This window comes from Pseudoalteromonas sp. THAF3 (assembly GCF_009363775.1).
GTDB lineage: Bacteria > Pseudomonadota > Gammaproteobacteria > Enterobacterales > Alteromonadaceae > Pseudoalteromonas > Pseudoalteromonas ruthenica.
In genome coordinates this window covers 275,379-300,678 of the sequence record NZ_CP045419.1, presented here as the reverse complement: position 1 = coordinate 300,678, position 25,300 = coordinate 275,379, and the positions used below count along the sequence as shown (strand labels likewise).

Genomic DNA, 25,300 nt, shown 5'->3' with positions numbered 1-25,300 from the left:
GTTAACAATATATAACTATAAAGTATCTTTTTGCGCTTTTTTAAAACAGATTCGACTTATCAAACTATCAAGAGTTCTCTAGTATGTGCATATCATTTGAGCAGCTAAAAACAACAACTATGGATAACAGCAACAACCTCATTTGCGACTTTGGTGTCCACAAAGGCGAGTCGTACCGCCAAGTGCCTGCATCGTTTTTAAACTGGATGGTCGGTGTCAATCATCATCAAGCACCCGTAGCACGTGCTGAGTTACGCCGTCGTGAACAAGCAGCACTGGCCAGCGTCTCGTCTTGTGCAAGCCAGCACAGTGAGCTAACTGGCTGATCTGTTGCGGCTGAGCCCAGTTGCTTCAGCAAATATCTTAACTTAGGGTATAGACAGGCGGATTTGCACAGTCCGTCTCAGACTAGTGAAATTGTCATAAAATTTAATTAAAATCAGGCGCAACGACAATCGCCGATAGGAATCCCCTGTGCGCCTAATTACTCTTTCAGTGCTTACATTGCTCAGTGCATGCTCTGCCTCCACGCCGACACCCGAGTCACACTCTGACTCCGCACAAGCGCACTATATTAGTGTGTTTCATACTAACGATCACCATGGCCGCTTTTGGCATAACGATAAGGGTGAATACGGTATGGCCGCGCGCGCAACATTACTAAAACAGTTGCGCGCACAAGCTAAACAACGAGGCGATACCGTGCTGTTGCTCTCAGGGGGAGATATCAATACTGGTATTCCTGAGTCTGACTTACAACACGCGGAACCTGATTTTAAAGCCATGACGTTGTTAGGTTACGATGCCATGGCCATTGGCAATCATGAGTTTGATAATCCATTAGCGGTATTAGACAAGCAGCAACGTTGGGCCGACTTTCCGCTGCTGAGCGCTAATATTATCGATAAACGCAATGGCGAGCCTGCTTACACTCCTTATACGCTGTTACAAAGAGATAATCTAAATATCGCTATTTTAGGCCTGACCACCACCGACACCGCGAAGATTGCGAACCCTGATTTTATCGGTAATTTTGATTTTATTGAGCCCGCAACCGCGACCAAAAACATGCTTCCTAAAATTGAGCGCCGCAACCCTGATATCGTTATTGCCGTCACGCACATGGGTCACTACAGCAATGCTCAACACGGCATTAACGCCCCCGGCGATGTAACCTTAGCTCGCAACTTGCCCAAAGGCGCCGTAGATATGATCATCGGTGGCCACTCCCAAGAACCAGTGTGCATGGCGGCAAATAACAGCAACAACGATGGTTACCGCCCAGGCATGCCCTGCCAGCCAGATAATCAAAACGGTATTTGGATCATGCAAGCCCATGAATGGGGCAAGTATGTGGGTCATGCTCGATTTAAACTGCTAGGTGAAGAGTTGACTCTTGAAAGCTATGAGCTGATCCCAGTAAACCTTAAAGACGAGACCGGTGAATGGGTCGGTGATTACATCAATAAAGACCAAGAAATGCTCGACTTTTTAACTCCTTACCAGCAAAAAGGCCAAGAAAAGTTAAGCGTGACTTTAGGGCATACCGAAGTTCACCTTCAAGGCGACAGAAACAAAGTTCGCTTTGGACAGACGAATTTAGGACAGCTGATCACCCAAGCACAAATGAATCATGTCGATGCTGATTTTGCAGTCATTAGTGGCGGCGGTATTCGTGACTCAATCAGCCAAGGAGATATCGATTACAAAGATATTCTTCGTGTACACCCGTTTAAGAACCGCATTGGCTACATTGAATTTAGTGGTCGTGAGGCTTTTGCATACATCAGTAAAGTCGCATCATACCCTGTCGATTCTGGCGCCTATGCCCACTTCAACCAAGTGGCACCGGTGTGCGAGGGGGATGAATTGGTATCAGTGCGTATTGACGGTCAACCGTTAGAGCTAGATAAGACCTATCGTATGAGTATCAATAGCTACAATGCGGCAGGTGGCGATGGCTATCCGCGTTTAAACACCGACACCCGCTTCGTTGATACTGGCGACTCGGATGCCAGTATTTTGAGCGAGTATGTAAGCAAGCACAGCCCAATTAAGGCAATTAACGTGCCTCATCCGGTTACTTGCCAATAACCTCAAAATCATCGCCATTGACGGCCCTAAGCCCATAGTGGTGGACACGCGAGCGTGACCCTTCACCATGGGCTTTAGGCGGAAAATAAGGTTCTTTATCTTGCGAGTCTGCTGCAAACACTTCATCCAGTGCGGCACGAATTTCACTCAGCGTTTTCTCTAAACTATTGCCAAAGTTGGGGCGCTTTCTAATCGTGTGTCCTAAATCGATAAGGCGGCCAAAATACTTATGGGCCAAATCCAGTAGCTCCTGTGGCACCTCTTTATTTTGATTTAACGTCACCTCAGGGTATTCAATGCCAAACTCCAACAGCGCCAGATAAAAACAAAGGGGCTTGTTCGCCAATTGCACCTGCCTACCCTGCTCACCATAGCGTAGGCTTTTATCTGCTAAATCAATAAGTAGGCGCTTGCGCTCAAGTATCGGCGTCCCCGCTTCTCGCGCTTTATCTAATTTGCTTTGGAGGGTTTTAAACCATGCTCGCATGGCGACAGACAGCAACAGCACGATGAGGAAAGGCCAAGGACTCAATAGCTGGGCTAGAGGCATCACCGCTGGTGACAGCGTCACGGTGAACGTTTCCCCACCTGTGCGAACGAGGTTGAAGCTCTCAAGATTGCTTGTCTCATTACCGAGCGTTGTACCCGCTATTGCATGCACTTGAATGGCGTAACCTTGTGATGTGAGGTGAGTGTTGAGCTGCTTGAGATAGTGCACCACGCGTTTGCGATCGCCCGGTACCTCCAACAACCTGTTGGGTAGTCCAATGTATTGAGCATCCAGGGCTATCCGTGTTTTGACATGGGCTATCGCTTGTTGCTGTTGATGATGCCAGCTATTCAATGCCCCCACCGCGTAACTGCAGTAAGCGATAATCATAGCCAAGCATGCAAATAATACCGTGGCGATATTGGCATTAAAGCGCCGAACCCAGCTGTGCACGTACTTTAGCAATGCAACTTTAATCGCTTTCACAGCGGCTCTCCTTGAAATGTTGCGGGTGCTGAATCACTGCACTGCCAATAAGGTTTGGCTTGTTTAAAGTACTGTGCCGATTGCTCTTCTGCTTGGCTTAAAATAGCGCCCTGAATAGCGCAGGCTAAGTCAGGATTATCACTGGCTTGGCGTAAAAACCAATGGCTACCGCTGATATTGTCACTGATTGCGGTTATATAATTTGCAGAAAAACGCTCGTTATCTACTTGTTGCCAATAAGAACTAATGATATCCACTTCACCTAGCGCTAACTTATCTCGCAACGCACTGTGCGAGTTCACAAAAGTGATATTCAGGCTATTCATATTAATATCCAGCTCCTTGAACACCTGCTTGGGCATAATGTGACCGGAGCGACTGGTGGGATATTCAATTAGGCCAATGCGCTTATCAAGAAAGTAGCTTTTCTCTAAGCGCGGCTTTTCTTTACTAGCAATAAAGTAGGCCGTGTAAGAAGGATAACCGACTAGCGGTGAGTAACCATAGGTTTCATGGGCGGTAAAGGCACTGAAGAGGTTTTCCTTGGCAAGGATTAAATCCGCTAAACCTTTTCCCAGCACATTCACCTCAAACTCAGAAGAGCCTCCCCAAAAAGCTTGGACAGCGCCGTATTGCTTAGACACAGTGGTGTCCTTACATAGCGATTGAGCCAACCGTTTGACGACATTTTCGCTTGGGGCAAACAACGTAAGCTGCGTTTTATTTCCCGGCTGGGTGGTATTACAACTGTAGTGAGTCGCTATAACATTACCCAGTTGCGTAGTTGCCAAGGTAAAACGCATTGTTCCGATAAGGTAACTAGTTAACGCCAGTACCATTAATGTAACCAGGATAAGCGCAGTGTCACGTCTGTTAAATATGCTTGTCACGGGCTTTTGTGCTGCTTTTATTGAATTCAATTACTATTTCAACAATTATGATTACTTATTGCAATAGGTAATTTTATTTATAAAACATAAGCATTTGTTTTATATGCTTTATTAACAAGTAATTATGAATCCCATCAAGTCCTGTTTTTTCGCTTAAAAATCCGGACAATTTGCCTTCACTTAAGCAAGCCAGTAACGTGACAACAACAATGAGTTTACAGTTCAATTATACGCATCTGAGCAAATTGACGCTTATTTGCACCCTCGCTTTTGTTGGTTTTTTCGCAACGAAAGTGAGCGCTTGGGGCGCCAACGGTCACCGTATTGTAGGAGCCATTGCTGAGCACCATTTGGATGCTGATGCAAAGCAACAGGTGTCTACCATTTTAGCGGGCCACAGTATGGCCAGAGTCAGTACTTGGGCTGATGAAATGCGCTCTTCCCCCGATACATTCTGGCAAAAGCAGGCCAGCCCTTGGCATTACATCAATATCGACTCCGCTGAGGAATTTACGCACCAACACTTCTCAGCAAAAGAACACAAGCATGATGTAAAAGACGCTTATACAGCCATCCTAACGGCTATGAAGGCACTGCGCTCGCCAAAAACAAGCCAACAACAGCAGCAATTCTATTTGCGTTTTTTAATTCATATTATTGGCGATATTCACCAACCTATGCATGTCGGTAATGCCGAGGACCGAGGCGGTAACCGCATCGATGTCACCTTCTTTCGTGAGCAAACCAATTTACATCGTTTATGGGATACCGACCTTGTTGAGAGCCAAAAGCTGTCATATTCCGAATACGCAGACTTCCTATGCTGCGTTGATACCAAGGCAATCAATAAAGACTTGGATATTAAAAAGTGGCTCATTGAGTCTCACCACTTAGCGCAAGACATTTACGCCAATACCGGTGAGCAAGTCAGCTACGACTACTTATTTACCTATCGTCCAGTGATGGAGCAACAACTGCAGCGTGCGGGTGTACGCCTAGCGGCCGTGCTTAACGCGCTATACGGACAACAATAGACCGAATTAATAACAATAAAAATAATCACTAAATTACACACTGTTTAACCAATGAAACAAAACACGGGAAACAACATAATGAAAAACGTTCGCTTAACGAAAGTGGCCGGCGCGCTCGTACTCGCTTTGGGCGTGTCAGCAAACGCTTTCGCAGCCGATACTTCATCATCAATGCGCGGTAAGATCACCACGCCTAAAGGCGATGCTGCACCTAACGTGCAAATCTCAGTGATCCACGAGCCTACCGGCACGGTGAGCACCTTTACGACTAATGATTCTGGCGCGTTCATCGCCAAGGGTTTGCGTGTAGGTGGTCCATACCGCATCCTCATAGACTCAGATAAATACAGTGATGCAGAGCTGGAGAACATCTATCTTGAACTAGGTGAAACTCGCCGCGTCACTTCTCAGCTTGAGCCTATCAACGTAGAGCGTATCGAAGTATCAGGCTACCGTATTTTGCAAAAAGCAGGCGGTTCAAGCAGCGTATTTGGCCAAGACACAATTGCTAACACTCCGAGCTTTAATAACGATATCAAAGACATTGCTCGTTTGAATCCGTTAGCAAGCATTAATGGTAGCGGCGAGCTAACCATTGCCGGTAGCAACCCAAGAAGTAACAGCTTAACCGTTGACGGCATCGGCCAAAATGACGATTTCGGCTTAAACTATGGCGGTTACCCCACTGAGCAGCCACCTGTTGCACTTGACGCTATTGAACAAGTGTCAGTAGATACCTCACCGTTTTCAGCAAAAAAAGGTAACTTTGGCGGTGGTGTTATCAATGCGGTGACTAAATCGGGAAGCAATGAGTTTGAATTCACCGGTTTCTATGAATTCACTAACCCAAGCCTTGCTGGAGAAGTAGAGAGTATTTCTCAGGTATACGCAGATGGAAGACCGGTACTCGACGAGGATGGTCGCCGCACCTTCGAAACAACGAAGACAGACCCTATTCAATCTGAAAAGCGTTTCGGGATCAGCACCGGTGGCGCTATCATCGAAGACGAATTATTCTTCTTTGTTAACTACAACAGCTGGGCCAGTGAACTGGAAATGGACTATGGTTTTGAAGGCTCAGGTGCAACGCACGAGTACGATACCTCAGAGCAAAACTTTAATGAGTTCCTTTCTGTATTAGACAGCACCTACGGTCTGAGCGATGAGCTTGGTGGTGACCCGGAAGATACCAACGACAGCTTACTGGTAAAACTAAGCTGGAACGTGGCTGAAGATCACCGCGCTGATTTCACCTACCAATGGCAAGATGACGCCGACGAGCGAAACTACGGTACCGGTGGCGACACAGTAATGTTGGCTTCGAGCCGTTATACCTACGAAACCAAGTTTAACAACTTTGCTGCTAAGCTATACTCAGATTGGTCAGGTAATTTCTCGACCGAAATCGGTATTGCCTATAAAGATGTCAGTAGCGACAGCCTCACCAACTCAAGCATTGGTAGCGTTAAGGTAGAAGAATACTATCGCGGCCCAGCCTATCAGTTCGGCACCGATGAATATCGTCATAAAAACCAATCGGAAACGGAAAACCTCACCCTGACCTTCGATGGTACTTACTTCTGGGGTGACCACGAAATCAATTTTGGTGCTCAGTACGAGTCACTGCGCCTATACAACCTATTCGCAGCAGGTTCATTAGGTGTGTGGGAATTTGATAGCCTAGAAGGTTTCCAAAACCGCGAAGTGGGTAACTACAACGGTAACTACGACTTCGATTATAGCAATGCCTACACTAATAACGCCGATGACACGGCTTATGATGCACGCCGTAATCAGTTTGCTGTGTATGTTGAAGACAAATTCTACCCAACTGATGAGTTGGAACTTACTGTCGGTCTTCGTTATGAGCGCTTATCATCAGATGATAAACCCACGCTAAACGAAAACTTCCTAGCCACTTATGGGTACTCAAACCAAGAGAACCTTGATGGCTTAGATATTATTCTGCCGCGCGTTGGCTTTAAATACTACGCGTCCGAGAACCTCACCATCAATGGTGGCGTAGGTCGCTTCCAAGGCGGTATTCCAAACGTTTGGTATAACAATCCATACCAAAATGATGGTCTAACTTATGTAGCAGCCACATCGCAAGCGATTGCAGATTACTATTCACAAGACGGTGTTGAAGCGGATATCACCCGAGTACCTGAAGCAATCCAAGCTTCTATGACTCAAGGCGCAGGAAGCACTAACTACACCGACCCTAACTTTGAATTACCGTCTTCAATTCGTGCTCAACTTGGCTTTGAATATGAGTTTGATTCAGAGCTACTAGGTGATGGCTTTAGCTGGACCGGTGAAGCGGTTTATCACAAAAAAGAAAACGAAGCAGTATGGCACAATACCGCTTTGGTTCCAGTGGGTGAATCAGCTGACGGTCGGGTGATTTACGAGAGCCGCTATGATGGTGAGCGTGAAGAAAATTACGATATCATGATGACCAATGCTGATGAAAACGGTCGCTCAGTGATCCTAGCCACGGCACTTGCCAAAGAGTGGGACAACGGTCTGTATGCGTCTGTGAGCTATGCGCACCAAGATATTACTGAAGTAGCGCCTGGTTCATCATCACGCGCGATCAGTAACTATAAGCATGCGCTAGTCGAGAGCCGCAATATTGATACTGTGGGCCGTGGTCACTATGAAGTAGAACACAGCTTTAAAATTAACCTTCGCTACAAGACCGAGTTCTTTGAAGGCTATGAATCACAGTTCAACATGTTCTTCGAGCGTCGTTCGGGTCGTCCTTACAGCCATTCAATGGGCTTCTACAATGATTACGACTTCGGCGATATCGGCAGTGAGTTCCAAAGCCACTCAGCCTACCTAGCCTATATTCCATCTGGCGCTGATGACGCAGCGGTCAACTGGGATGAGTCACAGGTGACGTGGAATGAGCTAGAAACCTTGCTAAACCAAGCTGGCATTTCTGAGCGTGGTGAGATCATCGGCCGTAACACCGGCACACAACCTTGGGTAACCACCATGGATGTAAGCTTCAAGCAAGAGATCCCTGGGTTTGCCGAAGGCCACAAAGGCCAGCTTTACGTGATGGTTGAGAACTTCGCGAACTTACTTAATGATGATTGGGGCGTAGAAAAGCGCCTAAGCTATTCAGACCAAGCAGTCTATGACTTTGGTGGCTTAGATGACGAAGGTCGCATCATCATTGACCGTCGCCACAATGGCTTCGACACTCGTAACTACAACTCTATTTCAAAGAGTTCGTCGGGTTGGCAAGCTAAGATTGGTGTACGCTACACTTTCTAATTAGTTAGAAAATCGCAACCTCAAGCCCATCTCCTCGGTGGGCTTTTTTATACCTAGACTTCCCCCTTCCCTAGGGTTATTGGTGATCATTATACCCCTGACACTCTGGTGTGCTTTTATGCAACCGCCTCACCCGACAATATATACATCCCGCTGCTGGTTAATACTCCAACTTACAGTTTATAAACAAAGTTCAATCTAAAGCGGACAAATGGCCTTTAATTTGCTGAAAAAGAGTGACTAAGCTGGCTATGATGGGTACAATTCACCCACTTTCAACAGCCACTAAGCCAAGCGCATCAGAGTGTGTCGATATACTGGCATCTATGAGTCGATGAACTAGGCTTAGCTGTTAATATATTTAAAGCAAGTAACAATAAGAGTCACGCCGTTGAGCGAGGTAAGGGCTTATTTTTGCAATAAAATGTGCAATTTTAGCTTTTCGCAATACCACGGTAACAATAATAGTTTTTAATATCTTACGATAATTAATGACCGTCTAACTAATGACACTTAAACACGGGAAAACAACATGAAAATGCAACTTAGGAAATCGGCACTGTCGATGGCCATTGCCGCTACTGTGGGCATGTCTTCAGGTGCTTTTGCTAACGAAACCGCATCCTCAGTCAAAGGTCAAATCACTGGACCAAACGGCAACCCGGCTGCAGGCACTGAAGTGACCATTATTCACTTGCCGACAGGCTCTGCAAAAACCGCTGTAGTCAATGATGCTGGCTACTTTAGCGCTAAAGGCTTGCGCGTTGGCGGCCCATACAATGTACTGATCGACTCAGATAAATTTGAAGACCAAGTCGTTGAAAATGTTTATCTATCACTGGGTAAAGAATACCCAGTAACAGTGCAACTTCAAGCGAAAGGCGATATCGAGCAAATCGTAGTCACCGGCCGTCCTATTAGTTCATTTTCAGGTGGCACCGGCCCGGCCGCGACCTTTACTCAAGCAGATTTAGAATCAGCACCAGCCATTAACCGTGATATTAAAGATATTGTCCGTGCCGACCCACGTATTTATGTGGACGATAGCCGCGATGCGATTCATTGTGGTGGCGCTAACCCGCGCTTTAACAGCCTAACCCTTGATGGCGTTCGTATGAACGACAACTTTGGTTTGAATTCAAATGGTTACCCAACGGTGCGCCAGCCGTTCTCATTTGATGCGCTAGAGCAAGTCGCCGTTGAAATGGCCCCGTTTGACGTTCAGTACGGCAGTTTTACCTCTTGTAACATCAACGCAGTTACTAAATCTGGTACCAATGAGTTGCACGGTGGCGTATTCTTTGACTACACCAATGACTCGATGAAAGGCGACAGCATCGACGAAATCGATGGCGACATCGATAACGGCAACTACACTGAAAAACGCTACGGCTTTAATGTGGGCATGCCACTGATTGAAGATAAGCTATTCTTGTTCACCTCTTACGAGAAGTTGGAAGGGGTAAAACAGTTCGATTACGGCCCTATCGACAATGGTAATATCAGCCAATCAGATATCGACCGCATTCGCCAAATCACCAGCGATGTTTATAACTACGATATCGGCGGAACGCCAGGCAGCATGCCTATCGAAGATGAAAAGCTGTTGGTAAAACTAGACTGGAACATTAACGAAGATCACCGCGCCAGTGTAGTGTATAACTACAACGATGGTTTTGATCTTTCACAGTCTGATGCTGACAACGACGAATTGGCATTTTCTAGTCACTTCTACGAGCGTGGCGCAGAGTTCTACTCTATCGTCGGTTCACTTTACTCAGACTGGTCGGCCAACTTCTCAACTGAAGTACGTATCGGCAAGTCAGACCTAGATGCTCGCCAAGAGTCACTTGATGCGGCCAGCGGTTTCGGTGAATTCCAAATCAGCTACGGCCCCAATGACGACACTGTATACATCGGCCCGGATGATTCACGTCAGTCAAACGACCTTAACTGGGATAACCTGACTGCGAAAATCTCAGGTACTTACTACCTTGACCAGCACACCATTACTGCCGGTTATGAGTATGAAGATTTGAACGTGTTCAACCTTTTCGTACAGCACACCGAAGGTGAGTTCCGCTTCGACTCAATCGAAGATTATGAGCAAGGTATCGCTGATCGCGTTTATTATTATAACGCAGCAGGCAGCAACAATCCGAACGACTTAGCGGCAGAATTCTCATACCAAGTGCATACTCTATACGTTCAAGACGAGTATAGTTTCACTGATATCGATGCGACCTTGTTGTTTGGTTTACGCTATGACAAATACCAAAGCGACGACTATCCAAACTTCAATGCGCAATTTGAAAATCGCTATGGCTTCTCTAACCAGCAAAACCTAGATGGCGTCGACTTGTTGCAACCGCGTGTTGGCTTTAACTGGTTCGTAGACGATGCCCTTGAGATTCGCGCTGGTTTCGGTCTTTACTCAGGTGGTAATCCGAACGTATGGGCGTCAAGCGCTTACCAAAACGACGGTGTAACACAAATTCAATTGCGTGCGGATGACGTCGATCTGTTCAATACTGCAATGACCAATGGTGATACTCCGGGTTACGGCGTGCCACAGTCACTGTTTGATGAAATCGCGGCAACCACTCCAGGTGCGGGTGACTCAGCAACTCACTCTATCGACCCAGACTTTGAAATCCCGTCAGAGTGGAAGTACTCAGTCGGTGCTACGTACACCTTCGAAAATGACTATGTTGTTAACTTAGATGTATTGCACACGCAAAAACAAGATTCAGCGTACCTACAAGACATCGCTTTACGTGATAGCGGCGAGACAACCTTTGACGGTCGTCCTATCTTCGAAAGCATCGAAGGTCGCGATCAAGAGTACATGCTCACCAATGTGGACGGCGATGATGGCGAATCAACCATTATCTCGGCAGCGCTAAGCAAGTCATACGATAACGGCATCGACTTCACTGTGGCCTATGCATTTACTGATTCAGAAGATGTAAACCCAATGAATAGCTCAGTGGCGGCATCTAACTACAGTAACTTCGCAACCACCAATCCGGGTATGCCAGGACCGGCCACTTCGGATTACGAAGTACCGCACCGCTTTACGTTGCGCCTTGGCTACACCCAAGAGTTCTTCGATGGTTACGAAACTCGCTTCAACCTACTCGGTCAAGCAAGTGAAGGCTTACCTTACAGCTACGTGTTTGATACCGCAGACAGCCAGTTCGGCGATTTCAACAACTACGGCTATGGTTCACGCCAATTACTGTACGTACCGTTGGAAAACGATCCAAACGTTGTTTATGACATGAGTGCCGAAGACCTCGCTGCATTCAATGCATTCATCGAAGAAGAAGGCTTGAAGCGTGGCTCAGTGACCGATCGTAACTCTGAAAATGCCGAGTGGTATGTGAAGTTTGATCTGAAAGTAACGCAACAGCTGCCTGGCTTCGCAGAAGGCCACAAAGGTGAAGTGTTCTTTGTCATCGACAACCTAACTAACCTGTTGAACGACGACTGGGGCACATACAAAAAAGGCTCATTCGTAGGCAACCGTATGGTTGATATGAATATCGACAGCAACGGCCGTTATGTTTATACCGGCTTTAACGATGGCAACCAAGACACGTCTGTACAACGCGACGCGTCACTGTGGGAAATGCGCATCGGTGTTCGCTATACGTTCTAATTGCTAGTAAACACGATAATAGGAGGCTCACCTAAGGTGGGCCTTTTTTTATGCCTGACGACTGGCGCTCGCCTCTGCAGCGCGGTTTAATTTCTGCAAACAACCTTTCAGCAAGGCCTGTTCCTTTGCGCTTAGCTCGGTTATTAAGCTCTGTTGCCACTGCAAAGCCCTCGCCTCTAACTCATCCATCAATGACTCGCCCAAAGGCGTTAAACGCACTTGTTTGGCGCGCCTATCCTCCGCACAAGGCTGCACCTCAACCCATAATTGTGCGTGCAAACCATTAATTGCCCGTGATGCCGTTGATTTGTCTAATAGCGCATAGTCGCATAGTTGGCGTGACGTTAGGCCTGATTTTTGTTGTCTTAAATGACACATAATGCGCCATTGAGGAGTTGACAATGAATCTTGATAAACAGAGGCAAAAGCAGTGCTGACTTTGGCCCCAGACAAGGTGAGTAGATAGGGAATGAAGTTATTTAAATCAAATGGCATCGACTTTACACGTAAAATTTATGTTACACCCGCCCTATGCGTGATGTTTGAAATTACTCTCACATGAGAGTATGTTGGCTAACAATACAACAGGAGCCTACTAATGAGCAAACACACACTGCAATACATGACCGGCTTTGGCAATGAATTTGACACCGAAGCTCTTGCCGATGCCTTGCCAATTGGTCAATTCAGCCCACAGAAGGTCAACTATGGCCTTTACGCTGAACAATTCTCGACAACCGCGTTTACCGCGCCGCGCGCCGACAATCGTCGCTCTTGGCTATATCGTATTCGCCCATCGGTGGTTCAAGGAGATTATCAACCCCTGGACAATGGCTTACTGCGCAGTGCCCCCATCACCGAAGTGCCCACTCCACCGACTATGCTACGTTGGGATCCAATCGATATTCCCGTTGAGCATACTGACTTTATTGATGGTTTGGTGAGCATGGCAGCTAACGGTAGCGTCAATGGTCAAGCCGGGATTGGTATTCACATCTATGTGGCCAATACCTCGATGCATGAGCGTTACTTTTATAATGCCGATGGCGAGATGTTGTTTGTGCCGCAACAAGGCGGCCTGCGGCTGCGTACAGAATGCGGCATCATCGAAGTTGTCCCTGGAGAAATCGCGGTGATCCCTCGCGGCATGAAGTTCCTTGTCGAATTAATCGATGGCCCCGTGCGCGGTTATATCTGCGAAAACTACGGCCACCCCTATATTCTTCCCGAGCGCGGCCCAGTGGGTGCCAATGGCTATGCCAATGACCGCGACTTCCAATACCCTGTCGCCGCATTTGAAGACAAAGAAGGTGACTTTGAATTGGTGGCCAAATTTAGCGGCCAACTGTATCGAGCAGATATCACGCACTCACCGCTGGATGTGGTGGCTTGGACCGGTAACAGCGCGCCATACAAATATGACCTGTCACGTTTTAATGTCATGAATACGGTCAGTTTCGATCACCCAGATCCATCCATTTTCACGGTATTGACCTCTCCTTCGGGCACCCCTGGAGTGGCCAATGTTGACTTCGTTATTTTCCCTGAGCGATGGATGGTCGCCGAGCACACTTTCAGACCACCTTATTACCACCGCAATGTCATGAGTGAATTTATGGGTCTGATTAAAGGCACCTATGACGCGAAAGAAGCGGGCTTTGTGCCAGGTGGCTCGAGCCTACACAATTGCATGTCACCGCACGGCCCAGAAGCCGAAGTGTTCGACAAGGCAAGCCAGGGCGAGCTTGAGCCGGTACGCTATGAAAACACCTTAGCCTTTATGTTTGAATCCCGCTATATCATTGCTCCCACAAAGTACGCATTAACTGGCAAAGAGCGCCAAAGCAACTATCTTGATTGCTGGAAAGGGATAAAAAAACACTTTAATGGAGAGAAATAATGAAGCTATACAGTTATTTTCGCTCATCAGCGGCGTATCGCGTGCGCATTGCGCTAAATTTAAAGGAGCTGGAGCATGACATTGTACCGGTCAATTTGCTCAAATCCGAGCAGCGTGGTGAGCCCTATCTCAGTAAAAACCCACAAGGCTTGCTACCTGCCATTGAAACCGAGCAAGGCGTACTTAGTCAATCACTGGCTATTTTAGAGTGGTTGGACGAAATAGCCCCGCAGGCGCCGCTGGTTAGTGGTGATGCCTGGGAAAAAGCACAAATTCGCGCGCTGGCGTATGCCATTGCCGTCGATATTCACCCCATCAACAACCTGCGTGTGCTAAAGTATTTAACAGCAGAGCTCAATGTCAGTGATGAGCAGAAAACCAAATGGTATCAAGACTGGATAGTGACCGGCTTTGACAGCCTTGAAGATCAGCTCGGCGAGGGCCCATTTTGCTTTGGCAGCGCGCCAACGCTTGCCGACATTTGCCTGATACCTCAAGTGTTTAACGCGCTGCGGTTTAAGGTCGATATGGACCGTTACCCCAAAATCATGGCTGTCTATGAGCACTGTAATACGCTCAGAGCCTTTGCTGATGCGGCGCCGCAGCAACAGGTGGATGCCACCTAAACACGCAAAGCAACAGCTATCAGAACTATGTCTGTTGCTTTGACATTACGATTACACCTCGGAGAAACCGATATGCGCACAGTGCTTGTGGTATTGATAACACTGATGTTCGCCCCGCAAGGGGTTGCCGATACCAAGAAAACCAAAACGCGTGTTTGGGTCGATGCGCAGCACACATCGGTGTGTTGGTATGAAGAGCGTCGTTACAGTGAAGGAGCGGTAATTGACATGTTTGGGGCGCCGAAAATCTGTGCCCGTAAACACCCAAACCAAGATAACGGCGCACTTATCTGGCGAGCTGTAGATAAACAGGGCCACCCAGTTTATCCCGAGCAACAAGGCAAAATCCGGGTGCACTAACTAACGCTATAAGGTGATTGAGCCCAATGACTTGGGCCCAATCACTTTGTGCCTTTAAGATGACTCTTCGTTGCGCTGCGGAGCCATTACACGCAATGATGAGGGCTGAATTTCGATGACCAACTCATCTGCCTGACGAGTTTCACCATCTATTACGTAATCAATCGGTTCATTGGCTGTAACACGCACCTTGCGGGCATTGGTATGGTGCGCATTCACATCAAGTTGAGTTTGAGTCACACTGTTAAACGCAAGCTCAGCAATACTAAGTACGTTAACGCTGGAGTCTTTGGCCGGTTCGAGCCAATTAACATCTAATAAACCATCGTCATGCTCAGGTTGCCCTCGCCCTTGCGCTAGCAAAGTAAAAATAGGCGCTGCATTGGCAATAATCATACTGTTTGTATGCACAGACTGAGGTGCCATATCATCCAATGTTAACTCGTAATCTTTGGCCTTATGCTCGCCAAGTGCTTGCCAGAAGCCTTGCAAATAGGCGAATTGGCCGCTGCTATTTTTGGCGTCGCGATGAGCGCTCTCAATCATTTTTTGCTCAAACCCTAGGCCGATGAGTAACAGCGTTAACTCATCATTGCAGCGCGCTGTGTCTATGGCCTGAACATCTCCACTGATCAACACATCAAGGGCCTTGTCAACCCCAAAGGCTTTAGACTCAATCCCCATAATCACATGCGCTAAGGCGTTGGCCGTGCCCATGGGAATAATACCCAAGACGATATCGCTATTACAGATCACTGAGGCGACTTCGGTGACCGTGCCATCGCCGCCGCAAGCAATTATCATATCAGGATGATCGGCCAACGCTTGCTCGGCTAGCATCGCCGCATTCACCTCCTCTGTGGTGGTTTTTACCGACATATCAAAATAGCCATTGAGGCGTGACATGATCTCGTGCTTTTTTTCACCCCATAACTTACGTCCAGAAACTGGATTAGCAATTAAGCACACTTTATTGCGTACTTCCAGTTCACCACTGCTATGCATTTTCTTCAGGGCCTTGCGCTGGAAACGATTGAGATTGGCCGTCTCACGGGTCTCCTGAATTCGCGACAACACTTCGTCTAAGTCCGCCTCAGGCTCTTTAGCCAGTAAGTAAGCAGCCATCACTAATACCGAGCGCCCGCGTCCAAGGGCACAGTGTACAACCACATTGCGGTTACGTTTGCGGTGGTGGTGAATCCAGTTGATGGCTTGGCGCAGTTGCGCACGGTTTGGCGCCGCATGATCCAACACAGGGATATTTAGATAACTGATGTTTTCACCGATGAGCGACCAGTCCAAGCCATCAAACTCGCAGGTAGCGTCTAATATGGCAGTGACATTTTCATGCTTAAGGGTTTCCACATCGGAAGGAAACAGTCGGCAGGCGAGAAACAAGCCTGGCTCAACTTCTTGAATAGGCGGCACTTTATCTGTGCGCCGTTGCCAAGAGTTATATAGTTGCGCACCCAATAAGAAAGGAATAAATGCCCACCGAATATACCAAGGAATACTGCCATCTTGACGCTTTCTAAAAATGCGCCCTAAATTGGCGATATAGGCCAAGGAAACCAGTAGTAACGACAGTGCGCTCCAGTAGAAAAAGATTGCGAAATAGGGAATTTTAATAACTACGGCAATGGCACAAAGCGCCACGGCCATCAATAAGTAAGCAACAGCAGCGTACATCAACCACTCCTTGTATAGTGTTATAGTAAAACCATATCACGATCACCAGTAAGCGCAAGCGCTAAAAGCCCCTCTTTAAATACCGATGTGTACCGCTTTAATACAACGAAGTTATTGATGTCGTTGCTAATTATCAACCTAATTAATTGTTAAAATAGTGTTATATGCTAGTCTGGCAAGAGTCTATGCATCCAATTAGACTTATTAATCGTTAAGGGGATAACGTCGTGCAAAAAGAACATCATTTAGCTTGGTTGACAGCGGTGGCGCAAGGTGATCAACGCGCTTTTGAACACCTCTATAAAGACACCAGCGGTCTCATCAACGCTATTTGTCGTAAAATGTTGAATAGCCCAGCCTTAGCTGATGAAGCGCTGCAAGAGGCCTATGTGCGTATCTGGCACAATGCCAGCGATTATCAAACAGATAAGGGAGAAGTGCTCAGTTGGATGGTGAGCATCGCGCGATACCGCTGCTTAGACATGCTGCGTTATCAAAAGGTCCGCCAAGAGGAAGAATATGAAGAAACTCATGGCAGTGAGCAACCCATCATGGCTGAAGAAAACTCACAGTTGGCGCACTGTATCGAGGCGCTTGCTCCAGAGCAACGTCATGCGATTCATTTAGCTTATTTTCGCGGCTTTAGCCATGGCGAAGTCGTTTCCCATTTGGGCGACCCACTTGGCACAGTTAAAAGCTGGATCCGTCGAGGGTTATCGCAATTAAAGAGGTGCTTAGGAATATGAACTATGACAACCACAACCTCATTGATCATTTAGCTGCCGAGTACGTGCTCGGAACGCTAAAGGGTCCCGCACGTAAACGCTTTGCGCGTTTATTGATGACCTCAGATTATGCGCGCCATGCAACAAATCAGTGGGAGCAGCACCTCAATGCACTCGGTACGCAGTTGCCCCACGATGCGCCCAACCCACAGGTATGGCAAAAGATTCAAGCTCGTATCAACAACACACAGAATGTCACCGCAATCGGCCACGGCAAATCAGTGACTAAAACATCAACGCCTTGGTTCTGGCCAACAATCAGCGCTGCCAGCCTTGCGGCCTGTGTATTGCTCACAATACTGGTGATGTTGCCTTCAGAGCCGGTGGACCAGCGCTTTGTCAGTGATCAGTTTGCGCTTGTAAAAGATCAGCAGCAACAGCCGCTTTGGCTTATTGATGCTACCGACAACGCACTGCTGGTTAAAGCAAATGAGCAGCTAAAAGCGAGACAAGATAAAGACTACGAGCTGTGGATGATAGTAAAAACACAAGAAGCGCCAATTTCCTTAGGTTTGTTACCCAAATCAGGGCAGGCATCGCTCCCTATCCCCAAAGACTTCGCCGATGGCAATATCAACCTGCTCGCTGTCAGCTTAGAGCCACTTGGAGGCTCTCCCACTGGCACGCCCACCGAAGTGCTATATACGGCTGAGTTAGTCGATATTTAATGCAAACCATGTTTTTAGGGCCCGAACGGGCCCTTTTTAAAGCACCTAATCAATTGAAAATATAAAGTTTTTAAAAAAGTTTTAGCTTTTTTAATTTTTTTGCATCCAAAGTCCTTTTTGCCCCGTTACGGCTATGAACTCAGCAAAAAGGAGAATCCCATGCGGACTCATGCTAAACACTTATCACTTTCTATCGTCGCCGGTGCTCTCGGTATTCTTAGTGCCCTTCCCGCTCATGCCTCAAGTCATCGAGAAGCGCCTAATATCGCGCGAATGCCTACGGTCGATTCCACCGACTTTTATGCCTTCAATAGTTACGAGGCGCAACGGGGTGGCTATGTAACCGTTATTGCTAACTACATTCCGCTACAAGACCCCTATGGTGGTCCCAATTACTTCGCTATGCACCCAGATGCCAAATACGCCATTCACATCGACAATGATGGCGACGCCATCGAGGATTTAACCTATGTCTTCGATTTTAGTTCGGCACTCGCCGGTGGCGATGGCATTGCACTCAATGTGGGTCCTGAGGGCAATACGAAAAGTATCGCCGTCCCGCTAAAAAACGTGGGGCCAATCAGCGCCAGCGATCAAAGCGCAGCTAACTTCTCTGAAAGCTATACCCTAAGTGTCGTGCAAGGCCCAATGGCCTCAGGTACAGGCACCCCCGTGACTAACCCGATGACCAGCACAGAAAATTTTGCCAAGCCATTGGATTATATCGGTAATAAAACGTTTACCAGCCCTGCTGCCTATCAGCAATACAGTGACCAATTTGTCTATGAAGTGGCTCTACCCAATTGTGGCTCACCGGCAAAAGTGTTTGTTGGTCAACGCAAAGACCCCTTTGTCGTCAACCTTGGCAAAACCTTTGATTTGGTCAACTATGTGCCCGTAGAAGGCGATAGTGCACCGGGTGCCAATGACGGTGAAGGATTCCCAGGTGGTATTACTCAGGACACCGCTAATGACGACTTAGCAACCAAAAACGTGACCGCTTTATCGCTCGAATTACCTAAAGAGTGTGTTACCGGTGAAGGCAACGGCACCATTGGTGCATGGACTACAGCGTGGATGCCACAAGCGCGTATTCTTAATCCGCGAGCAAATTTTGCTAAGCCTGCAGTCAATGGCGGAGCATTAGTGCAGGTTTCACGTCTTGGTAACCCTCTGGTTAATGAGCTGGTCATTGGCCTGAAAGATAAAGACACCTTCTCCAGTGCTCATCCAAAAGATGATGGTCAATTTGCTGACTATGTGACCCACCCTAGCTTACCAGAGCTACTCAATATTCTTTTCAAAGATGCAGTCAACCAAACACTGGGCACCAATATTGAAACCTTGGCGCCAACTAACTTTCCGCGTATCGATTTGGTTACTGCCTTCCTAACCGGGTTTGAGGGCGTCAACCAGTTAGCAACCGTGACACCTTCTGAGATGTTACGCCTAAACACTGCGATTACAGCCACACCACAAGAGCAGCAGTCTACCTTTGGTGTTGTTGGCGATGATTTAGCGGGTTTCCCCAATGGCCGTCGCCCTGGTGATGATGTTGTCGATATCGCCTTACGCGTAGTGATGGGCCGTTTATGTTACCCAATCCCCGTTGCCGGTAACGACACTGATTTAGGACTTTGCAGCTCTGACGATGCAAGCGTTGGTAATGTCCCGTTCACCGATGGCGCGCCCATTAGTGCACAGGACACCAACGCACAATTTCCTTATTTAGCGACCCCGTTACCGGGTTCGCAGTAATAAGAGGTGATCATCATGCGTAACTTAATCCAATTAGCAGTTGCTACCACCCTAGCGCTGACTCTCAGTGGTTGTGGCAGCGATAACGATGGCACAGACAAAAAGCAGCCAATGCCAAGCAATAGCGCGCCCAGTGTCGCGGATGCAAGCTTTACGACGCAAGCTGACACCGAGTTGAACGGACAATTGCAAGCGTCCGATGCTGATGGTGATACCTTAACTTTCACCTTAGATATGGCGCCGACCAATGGCACTGTCACCGTCAACGCTGATGGCAGTTTCAGCTATCAACCAATGCTTGAGTACACCGGCAGCGATAGCTTTAGTTTTACTGTCGACGATGGCAAGAACATGGCCGTTGCAGCGACAGCGCAAATAACTGTCGACGCTTTACAGGTCAGCTTTTCAAGCTACAGCCGAGCGGCATTTACCGCTGCCAGTGACGCCATGCCGGCCCGTGTAAATGGCCGCATATTTAGCAACGATGTCGACACCACCGAGTTCTATCAAGACTTAGTCGACGCTAGCAATTAGGCAATACGGACCTGCCTTGTTAAACCTAGGCCATGGAAGGCCTTTTTTAAGGAGCTGTTATGAAACTCGCCACCCTTAGCTTTTTATTCGCAGCGACGGTGTCGGTGCCCTGCACTGCCCATTTGGAACATATACATGAACCGAAGAGTCAGGAAACACGCCTGAACGACCTTAGTTTCGATGAGTTAGTGGAGCATATAGCTGACAGTAAGTTTGTGACCCCACAGCCATTTACCCATAAAGCACTGAGTAAAGAGTTAGCTAAGCGCACAAGCGATGACCGACCTATCAGTCATTTTTGGCGCGCCAGCATGTTGCAACGTGCCCACCACTTTCAGCCTGCTTTAAGTACACTTGAGCATTACCTAACATTACGACCTAGCGATGCGAATGCGCTACTATTAAAAGCGAATATTGAAACCGTACTTGGCTCTTTTGATAAGGCGCTTGCGACCTGTTTATCACTGGCCGCTAAACACAGTGTTGATTTGGCCATGGTGTGCACCCTTGATGTAAAAATGCAAAGTGAACCACTGCAGCCAATTATTACTCGCCTTGCTCACTCACCGCTGCGCGAGGGCAACTCTGAACTGACTTATTTTACGCAAGAGCTCTTGGCCACCGCGCTGTATTTTGATGGCCAATACCTGGCAGCAAAACAAGCACTCACCCCCATGATGGGCGCAAAACTTAGTTCCAGCACTTGGCTACTTTTTGCCGATACACTCATGGCGCTGGGTCAAGCACAGCAGTTTGTTGATGAATTTTCTCGCCTTAAGTTGAACATCGACGACATTCCCGATGCCTTAATTGTGCGCCTAGCACATGCGGCTCCAAAACAGTGGCTCGCACGTGCGCAACAACGCATGGCTCACCGACTAGCGGATGATGCCAATAACTATGCCGATGCACTGGCCTATTATTTCTACCATGTCGTCGATGATCCCATCACTGCGCTGCACTGGGCCAGGCAGCAAACCCATATCAGTGCATTGAAGGTCGACACAATGTTATATGAGCAAATTCAAAGCGAGCTGCGTGCGCAAACCATTAATTAAGCTTGAAGCGCCCGCTACTGGTTTGCAACTCATAGGCTAGACGTTGAAGTTCCTCGCTGGCCGCTTTAACCTGCTCAGCAGTAGCGACATTATCGTTGGCAGCATCATTAATGCGCGTCATACTTTTAGAGATATCTTGAGCGGTGTAGCTCTGCTCATTGGCGGCCGTGGCGATCACTTCAACATGGCCTGCCACTGTTTTCAACTGCTCTAGCGTTTGCTGCAGTGCTTGTGTGCTTTTGATAGATTTATCTGCTGTATCACTGGCGTATTGACTGCTTCGAGCCATCGACTCGCGAGCGTGCTTAGCATCCTTTTGTAGCATGCCAATCATCGACTCTATGTCTTTCGTAGAGCTCTGCGTTTTCTGTGCCAGTTGCCTCACTTCATCGGCTACCACAGCAAATCCACGACCCTGATCGCCAGCCCGCGCCGCTTCAATTGCGGCATTTAATGCCAACAAATTTGTTTGCTCAGCGATAGAGTTAATCACATCGAGCACCGATCCTATTTCTTGGCTACGTTCACTCAGGCTATTAATGGTACTCTCACCACGACCAATTTCTTCACATAACTGTTGCAGGGCACCCGAGGTTTGATTAATAGAATCATTAGTTTGTTGCGATGTGCCTTCTAAACCATGCGTTAAATCAGCAACGTTACGAGCACTTTTTGCCACTTCATCAATGGTGGCCGACATCTCTTGCATGGCTGTGGAAATACTAATGATATTTTCCATTTGTGTGCGATTATTCTCCAGCTCTTGCTCGGTACTGGCCGATGTTTGCTCAACTGTAGAGCCCAAGGTATCAACGGTATCGCTGAGCTGACCGACCAACTGCCGCAGATTGGAATTCATCGCTCGCATGGAGTTGTATACATTTTTGCCCTCGCCTCGTGCGCTTAGTTCGCAGCTTAAATCACCATGGGAGATACGCTCACTGATGTCTTGCATTTCCTCAGGCTCGCCGCCAAGAGGGGTGATGATCATTCTTACCACCCACCATGTTGCCAGTAATATTGCCGCAATAACCAAGACCAGCAATACAGTCATACTGGATATCAGCTTATCAACGCTACTGAATACCTCTTGTTGATCGATTTCTACCACCATCGCCCAACGCGTGTCGCCAATATCAAGGGGCTCATAAGAGCTCAAAACCAGATTACCGTTATAATCGATGATCACTTCGGTGTTACTGCGACCAGCCAAGGCTTCAGTGACCGCTTTGGTTTTAATCCCATTATCAGCAATGGTGCCGGCAAAGCTGGCTTTAACTGAGCGTCCCTGAGCATCTAAGAACGAGTCTGAACGCATACGATAATCTTGACCAACTAAATAGCTCTCACCACTGCGCCCCATTCCCTCGCGCGTGTTCATGACCTCGTTGATAGCGTCAATGGATAACTGCAACGCAAGCACCGCCTGAACTTCACCACCAGCAACAACGGGCGCGCCGACAAACGCAGCGGGGGCCCCGCCGCTGGGTGCATAAGGCTGAAAATCGCTGAATGTGTATTCGCCAGTTTCCATCACTTGACGATACAGTTGGGCAAGCCCCGAGTCACTGTAAGGGCCACTGACGAGGTTACTTTGATAATCCGCCTCTTTAGTGACCGAATAGCTCACCACCCCTGTGTCATCAATAAGAAATAAATCGTAGTAGCCTCGGCGCTCAATGTAATCAGCGAAGCGGCTCTGGTTTTGGTGCGCACTTCTAACCCAGTCCGACTCACTCATGCGTGCTGACCAATCGTTGGCTGCACTGAGGGTATCCACTTCAATGCGCTCGAAGTACTGTTTAATTTGTAATTTTTTGATAGTTTCGATGGAGCGTAATTGGTTGTAGGCCTGTTCACGCAGAGCCTCACTGCTGATGTAGCCACTGATCAAAGTGATAACCAGAGCTGGGATCAGTCCCACCAATAAAAAAGCGATTAGTAATCTAAATTTCAAAGGCATAACCGTTCTCCCTCACGCTGCAACTCCCTCAGTATAGTTAAAATAGGGACTGTGGCTAATTACAACTAGGAAAAAACGCTTACACAGCATTACCGCGATATGATTTATAGTCATACCCGCTATTGTTGCTACCAAAAGTATCAAAGATAAACTGGTGACAAAGTATGTACGAGTAATGGCACCCCGAGCTCGGTGCCATTATAGCTTATAGTGTGAAATTACTGGGCTTTAGAGAAGGTTATAAGCAAGTTCTCAACGGCGCAGGCATTGTTACTTATAGCGGTGTTAACCATGCGAGTCTGCTCGTCTGCATTTAGAGTAAAGTGCCAATACTGGCCATCGGCAAATTGCTGCGCTAGGGCTTTTTTAGTGTTGGTCATACACATTGCCTGAGTCAGGCTGCGAAGCTTAGCATCGTACATAATATCGTTGAACCGAATATCCGGTAACGCTTGATTGGCAAGCTGAGGGCTACTGACTTGCTCGGTATTCTCAGCCAGCTGCCAGTGCCCATCGTTTAGTTTTAAGCGCACACCCACAGGGTAAAAGCTGTAGCGAAAGGCATTTTCTGCCGTGGGAGTTATCTTTACCACACCTGCAGCGCCGAGCACTGCAGCGCTGCTGCCTGAGGCCGATGACAGCGTGACCAGTGCCGTGGTCTCATCCACACCATAGCCATGATGTTGACCAATGTGTTGCACTAAAGTGTGCAGACGCACACTACGATTACGCTCACTAAAGTGGGTATCCAATACCCCGTAGGTAAAGCTTCCTAACCCCCCTTTTTGCTCATACGTCACGCCACCACGTTGCTGCGCTCGCGCTGAAGGAGCAGAATGGGGGTTAGCGCCCGCATTAAGAGCGCCTATCGAATTACCGCTGGTGATCATAGCCACCGCACCGTGCTCATTACTGCCGCCACTTTGTACCGCCGTCCCAGCACTGGTGCCAACAATAACAGGGCGCGCCTTTAGCGCGGCAGTCCAAGGATAGGGGGCGCCATCGTCTGCAAAGAGTATCTTGCGCGTTAAGCTCTGATCGCCACCATTAAACATCACCGCTGTCGCACTTTGGATTTTTTCCACTAAGCTGGCAACCCCGGCTTCGCACAATGCTTGCTCTTGGGCGATGCGCTCTGGGTAGACTCGCGAGCGCGCAAAACTGAGCGCTTTCGCGCGCAGAGCAGGTAAGGCCTCGCAGCGATTCTCGGTAATGGCCTGCGCCAACGCTGGCGTCAATGCCAACCACTGAGTTTCGACCCCATCAAATTGCAGTAGTTGCTCATAAAAGTCAGCAGACTCATAAGGGTCTCTGCTTGATGCGGTGATCGCCAATATCTTTGCAGGTTGCTTCTGTTGTTGCGCTGCCACCAGCGTGGCTTTTTCAATGAAGGCGACAATATCTTTGGCCGCCTGCGAACGAGTGCGAGTTTTATCTACACGCTCTACCAAACGCTGGCGTTTATCTCCTTGATAGACTTCGAGGTTATCGAGGATGAAGTAATAGAGCTCATCGGTGATTAACGGCACTTGCTCATCCACCGCATGCCATTCGTCGAGTAGCGCTTGCCGACTCATTTTTTGCTCACTGGTGATAGTTTTTAGCGCGTTGATGATGCGCGCCTTTTGAGGTTGGTATTGCTCTGGCCAGTGTTTTTCTAGCCTATCGATAGCTTGTGCATCGAGCTGATAAAGGTTATTACGCTTGCCCTGCAAATTCGTTTTACCAAGGCAATGCTTAGCACCTAGCGACGAACAAGTGTGCAAAGCGCCGCCAATCAATATGTGTGTCTGGGCATGTGCAAGTGGTAACACGAATAGAGAAATGAAAAACAAGACAGGGTAAAAGAGACGATTATGAGTCGAAAATGCGCGAATAGCGCCTAAATCCTTAATCATGGTCATAAGTTTCCAAGGCTGATTTAAATGTAAAACAATTGTTGCTTTAGCAATAATTGGGTGTTATAACGAAAAGGACTCAAAAATCGAGTACAAGCTAACCCGTTTAGTT

The 25,300-nt window shown here is 47.8% G+C and carries 19 protein-coding genes; 13 read left to right on the top strand and 6 right to left on the bottom strand.

What is annotated here, in order from left to right; genetic code table 11:
* The first annotated feature begins 83 nt into the window (after positions 1-83).
* Together FIU82_RS16455 and ushA are read left to right on the top strand one after the other, a co-directional pair.
* Positions 84-326 (top strand): hypothetical protein, encoded by a 243-nt coding sequence (locus tag FIU82_RS16455; RefSeq protein WP_306341141.1) that lies wholly within the window; start codon positions 84-86, stop codon positions 324-326.
* Positions 327-474: 148 nt separating this feature from the next.
* The gene (gene ushA / locus FIU82_RS16450) at positions 475-2,094 is read left to right on the top strand and encodes a bifunctional UDP-sugar hydrolase/5'-nucleotidase UshA (RefSeq protein ID WP_152441643.1); all 1,620 of its coding nucleotides are present in this window, start codon (positions 475-477) and stop codon (positions 2,092-2,094) included.
* Here the strand turns inward: ushA and FIU82_RS16445 are convergent.
* Positions 2,081-3,070 (bottom strand): hypothetical protein, encoded by a 990-nt coding sequence (locus FIU82_RS16445; protein ID WP_152441642.1) that lies wholly within the window; start codon positions 3,068-3,070, stop codon positions 2,081-2,083. The genes ushA and FIU82_RS16445 overlap by 14 nt on opposite strands.
* A complete protein-coding gene (locus FIU82_RS16440) occupies positions 3,067-3,714 on the bottom strand; it encodes a PhnD/SsuA/transferrin family substrate-binding protein (RefSeq protein WP_253946389.1) in 648 nt (215 codons plus the stop codon). Before FIU82_RS16440 ends, FIU82_RS16445 begins: the two co-directional genes overlap by 4 nt.
* A gap of 455 nt (positions 3,715-4,169) precedes the next feature.
* On the opposite strand from FIU82_RS16440, the gene FIU82_RS16435 reads away from it, so the two are divergent.
* The 3 genes from FIU82_RS16435 (at position 4,170) to FIU82_RS16425 (ending at position 11,949) form a co-directional block, all read left to right on the top strand.
* Entirely contained in the window at positions 4,170-4,994 is an 825-nt protein-coding gene (locus tag FIU82_RS16435; RefSeq protein ID WP_138508323.1) for a S1/P1 nuclease, read from the top strand.
* Positions 4,995-5,072: 78 nt separating this feature from the next.
* Complete coding sequence (locus tag FIU82_RS16430) at positions 5,073-8,285, top strand: TonB-dependent receptor (protein WP_152441640.1); 3,213 nt, start codon at positions 5,073-5,075, stop codon at positions 8,283-8,285.
* Positions 8,286-8,817: 532 nt separating this feature from the next.
* Positions 8,818-11,949 carry a carboxypeptidase regulatory-like domain-containing protein gene (locus FIU82_RS16425; RefSeq protein ID WP_138508325.1) on the top strand — a complete coding sequence of 1,044 codons (3,132 nt, stop codon included), beginning with the start codon at positions 8,818-8,820 and terminating at the stop codon, positions 11,947-11,949.
* 48 nt (positions 11,950-11,997) lie between these two features.
* Here the strand turns inward: FIU82_RS16425 and FIU82_RS16420 are convergent, their stop codons facing one another.
* Positions 11,998-12,444 (bottom strand): MarR family winged helix-turn-helix transcriptional regulator, encoded by a 447-nt coding sequence (locus tag FIU82_RS16420; RefSeq protein ID WP_152441639.1) that lies wholly within the window; start codon positions 12,442-12,444, stop codon positions 11,998-12,000.
* 103 nt (positions 12,445-12,547) lie between these two features.
* Here FIU82_RS16420 and hmgA point away from each other — a divergent pair, with 103 nt between their 5' ends.
* The 3 genes from hmgA to FIU82_RS16405 all read left to right on the top strand — a co-directional run bounded on the left by hmgA (position 12,548) and on the right by FIU82_RS16405 (position 14,835).
* A complete protein-coding gene (gene hmgA / locus FIU82_RS16415) occupies positions 12,548-13,849 on the top strand; it encodes a homogentisate 1,2-dioxygenase (RefSeq protein ID WP_152441638.1) in 1,302 nt (433 codons plus the stop codon).
* Complete coding sequence (gene maiA / locus FIU82_RS16410; RefSeq protein WP_152441637.1) at positions 13,849-14,475, top strand: maleylacetoacetate isomerase; 627 nt, start codon at positions 13,849-13,851, stop codon at positions 14,473-14,475. The genes hmgA and maiA overlap by 1 nt, the downstream gene beginning before the upstream one ends.
* Before the next feature lie 72 nt (positions 14,476-14,547).
* The gene (locus tag FIU82_RS16405) at positions 14,548-14,835 is read left to right on the top strand and encodes a DUF1496 domain-containing protein (RefSeq protein WP_172972748.1); all 288 of its coding nucleotides are present in this window, start codon (positions 14,548-14,550) and stop codon (positions 14,833-14,835) included.
* 54 nt (positions 14,836-14,889) lie between these two features.
* On the opposite strand, the gene FIU82_RS16400 is transcribed toward FIU82_RS16405, so the two are convergent.
* Positions 14,890-16,524, bottom strand: a complete 1,635-nt coding sequence (locus FIU82_RS16400; protein ID WP_022945211.1) for a diacylglycerol kinase family protein — start codon at positions 16,522-16,524, stop codon at positions 14,890-14,892.
* 227 nt (positions 16,525-16,751) lie between these two features.
* Here FIU82_RS16400 and FIU82_RS16395 point away from each other — a divergent pair, with 227 nt between their 5' ends.
* From FIU82_RS16395 to FIU82_RS16375, 5 genes are all read left to right on the top strand, one after another.
* On the top strand, positions 16,752-17,270 hold the full coding sequence (locus FIU82_RS16395) for an RNA polymerase sigma factor (RefSeq protein WP_022945212.1): 519 nt from the start codon (positions 16,752-16,754) through the stop codon (positions 17,268-17,270).
* Positions 17,267-17,977 (top strand): anti-sigma factor, encoded by a 711-nt coding sequence (locus FIU82_RS16390; RefSeq protein WP_022945213.1) that lies wholly within the window; start codon positions 17,267-17,269, stop codon positions 17,975-17,977. The genes FIU82_RS16395 and FIU82_RS16390 overlap by 4 nt, the downstream gene beginning before the upstream one ends.
* Before the next feature lie 159 nt (positions 17,978-18,136).
* Positions 18,137-19,735, top strand: coding sequence for a DUF4331 domain-containing protein (locus tag FIU82_RS16385; protein WP_152441635.1), 1,599 nt, complete (start codon positions 18,137-18,139; stop codon positions 19,733-19,735).
* Between the two features lie 15 nt (positions 19,736-19,750).
* A complete protein-coding gene (locus FIU82_RS16380; protein WP_045979888.1) occupies positions 19,751-20,269 on the top strand; it encodes an Ig-like domain-containing protein in 519 nt (172 codons plus the stop codon).
* A 59-nt stretch (positions 20,270-20,328) separates the two neighbouring features.
* Entirely contained in the window at positions 20,329-21,327 is a 999-nt protein-coding gene (locus FIU82_RS16375) for a hypothetical protein (RefSeq protein WP_152441634.1), read from the top strand.
* On the opposite strand, the gene FIU82_RS16370 is transcribed toward FIU82_RS16375, so the two are convergent.
* Both FIU82_RS16370 and FIU82_RS16365 read right to left on the bottom strand, forming a co-directional pair.
* Complete coding sequence (locus FIU82_RS16370) at positions 21,320-23,290, bottom strand: methyl-accepting chemotaxis protein (protein WP_152441633.1); 1,971 nt, start codon at positions 23,288-23,290, stop codon at positions 21,320-21,322. The genes FIU82_RS16375 and FIU82_RS16370 overlap by 8 nt on opposite strands.
* Before the next feature lie 218 nt (positions 23,291-23,508).
* Positions 23,509-25,194 carry a cyanophycinase gene (locus tag FIU82_RS16365; protein ID WP_152441632.1) on the bottom strand — a complete coding sequence of 562 codons (1,686 nt, stop codon included), beginning with the start codon at positions 25,192-25,194 and terminating at the stop codon, positions 23,509-23,511.
* Positions 25,195-25,300 lie beyond the last annotated feature (106 nt).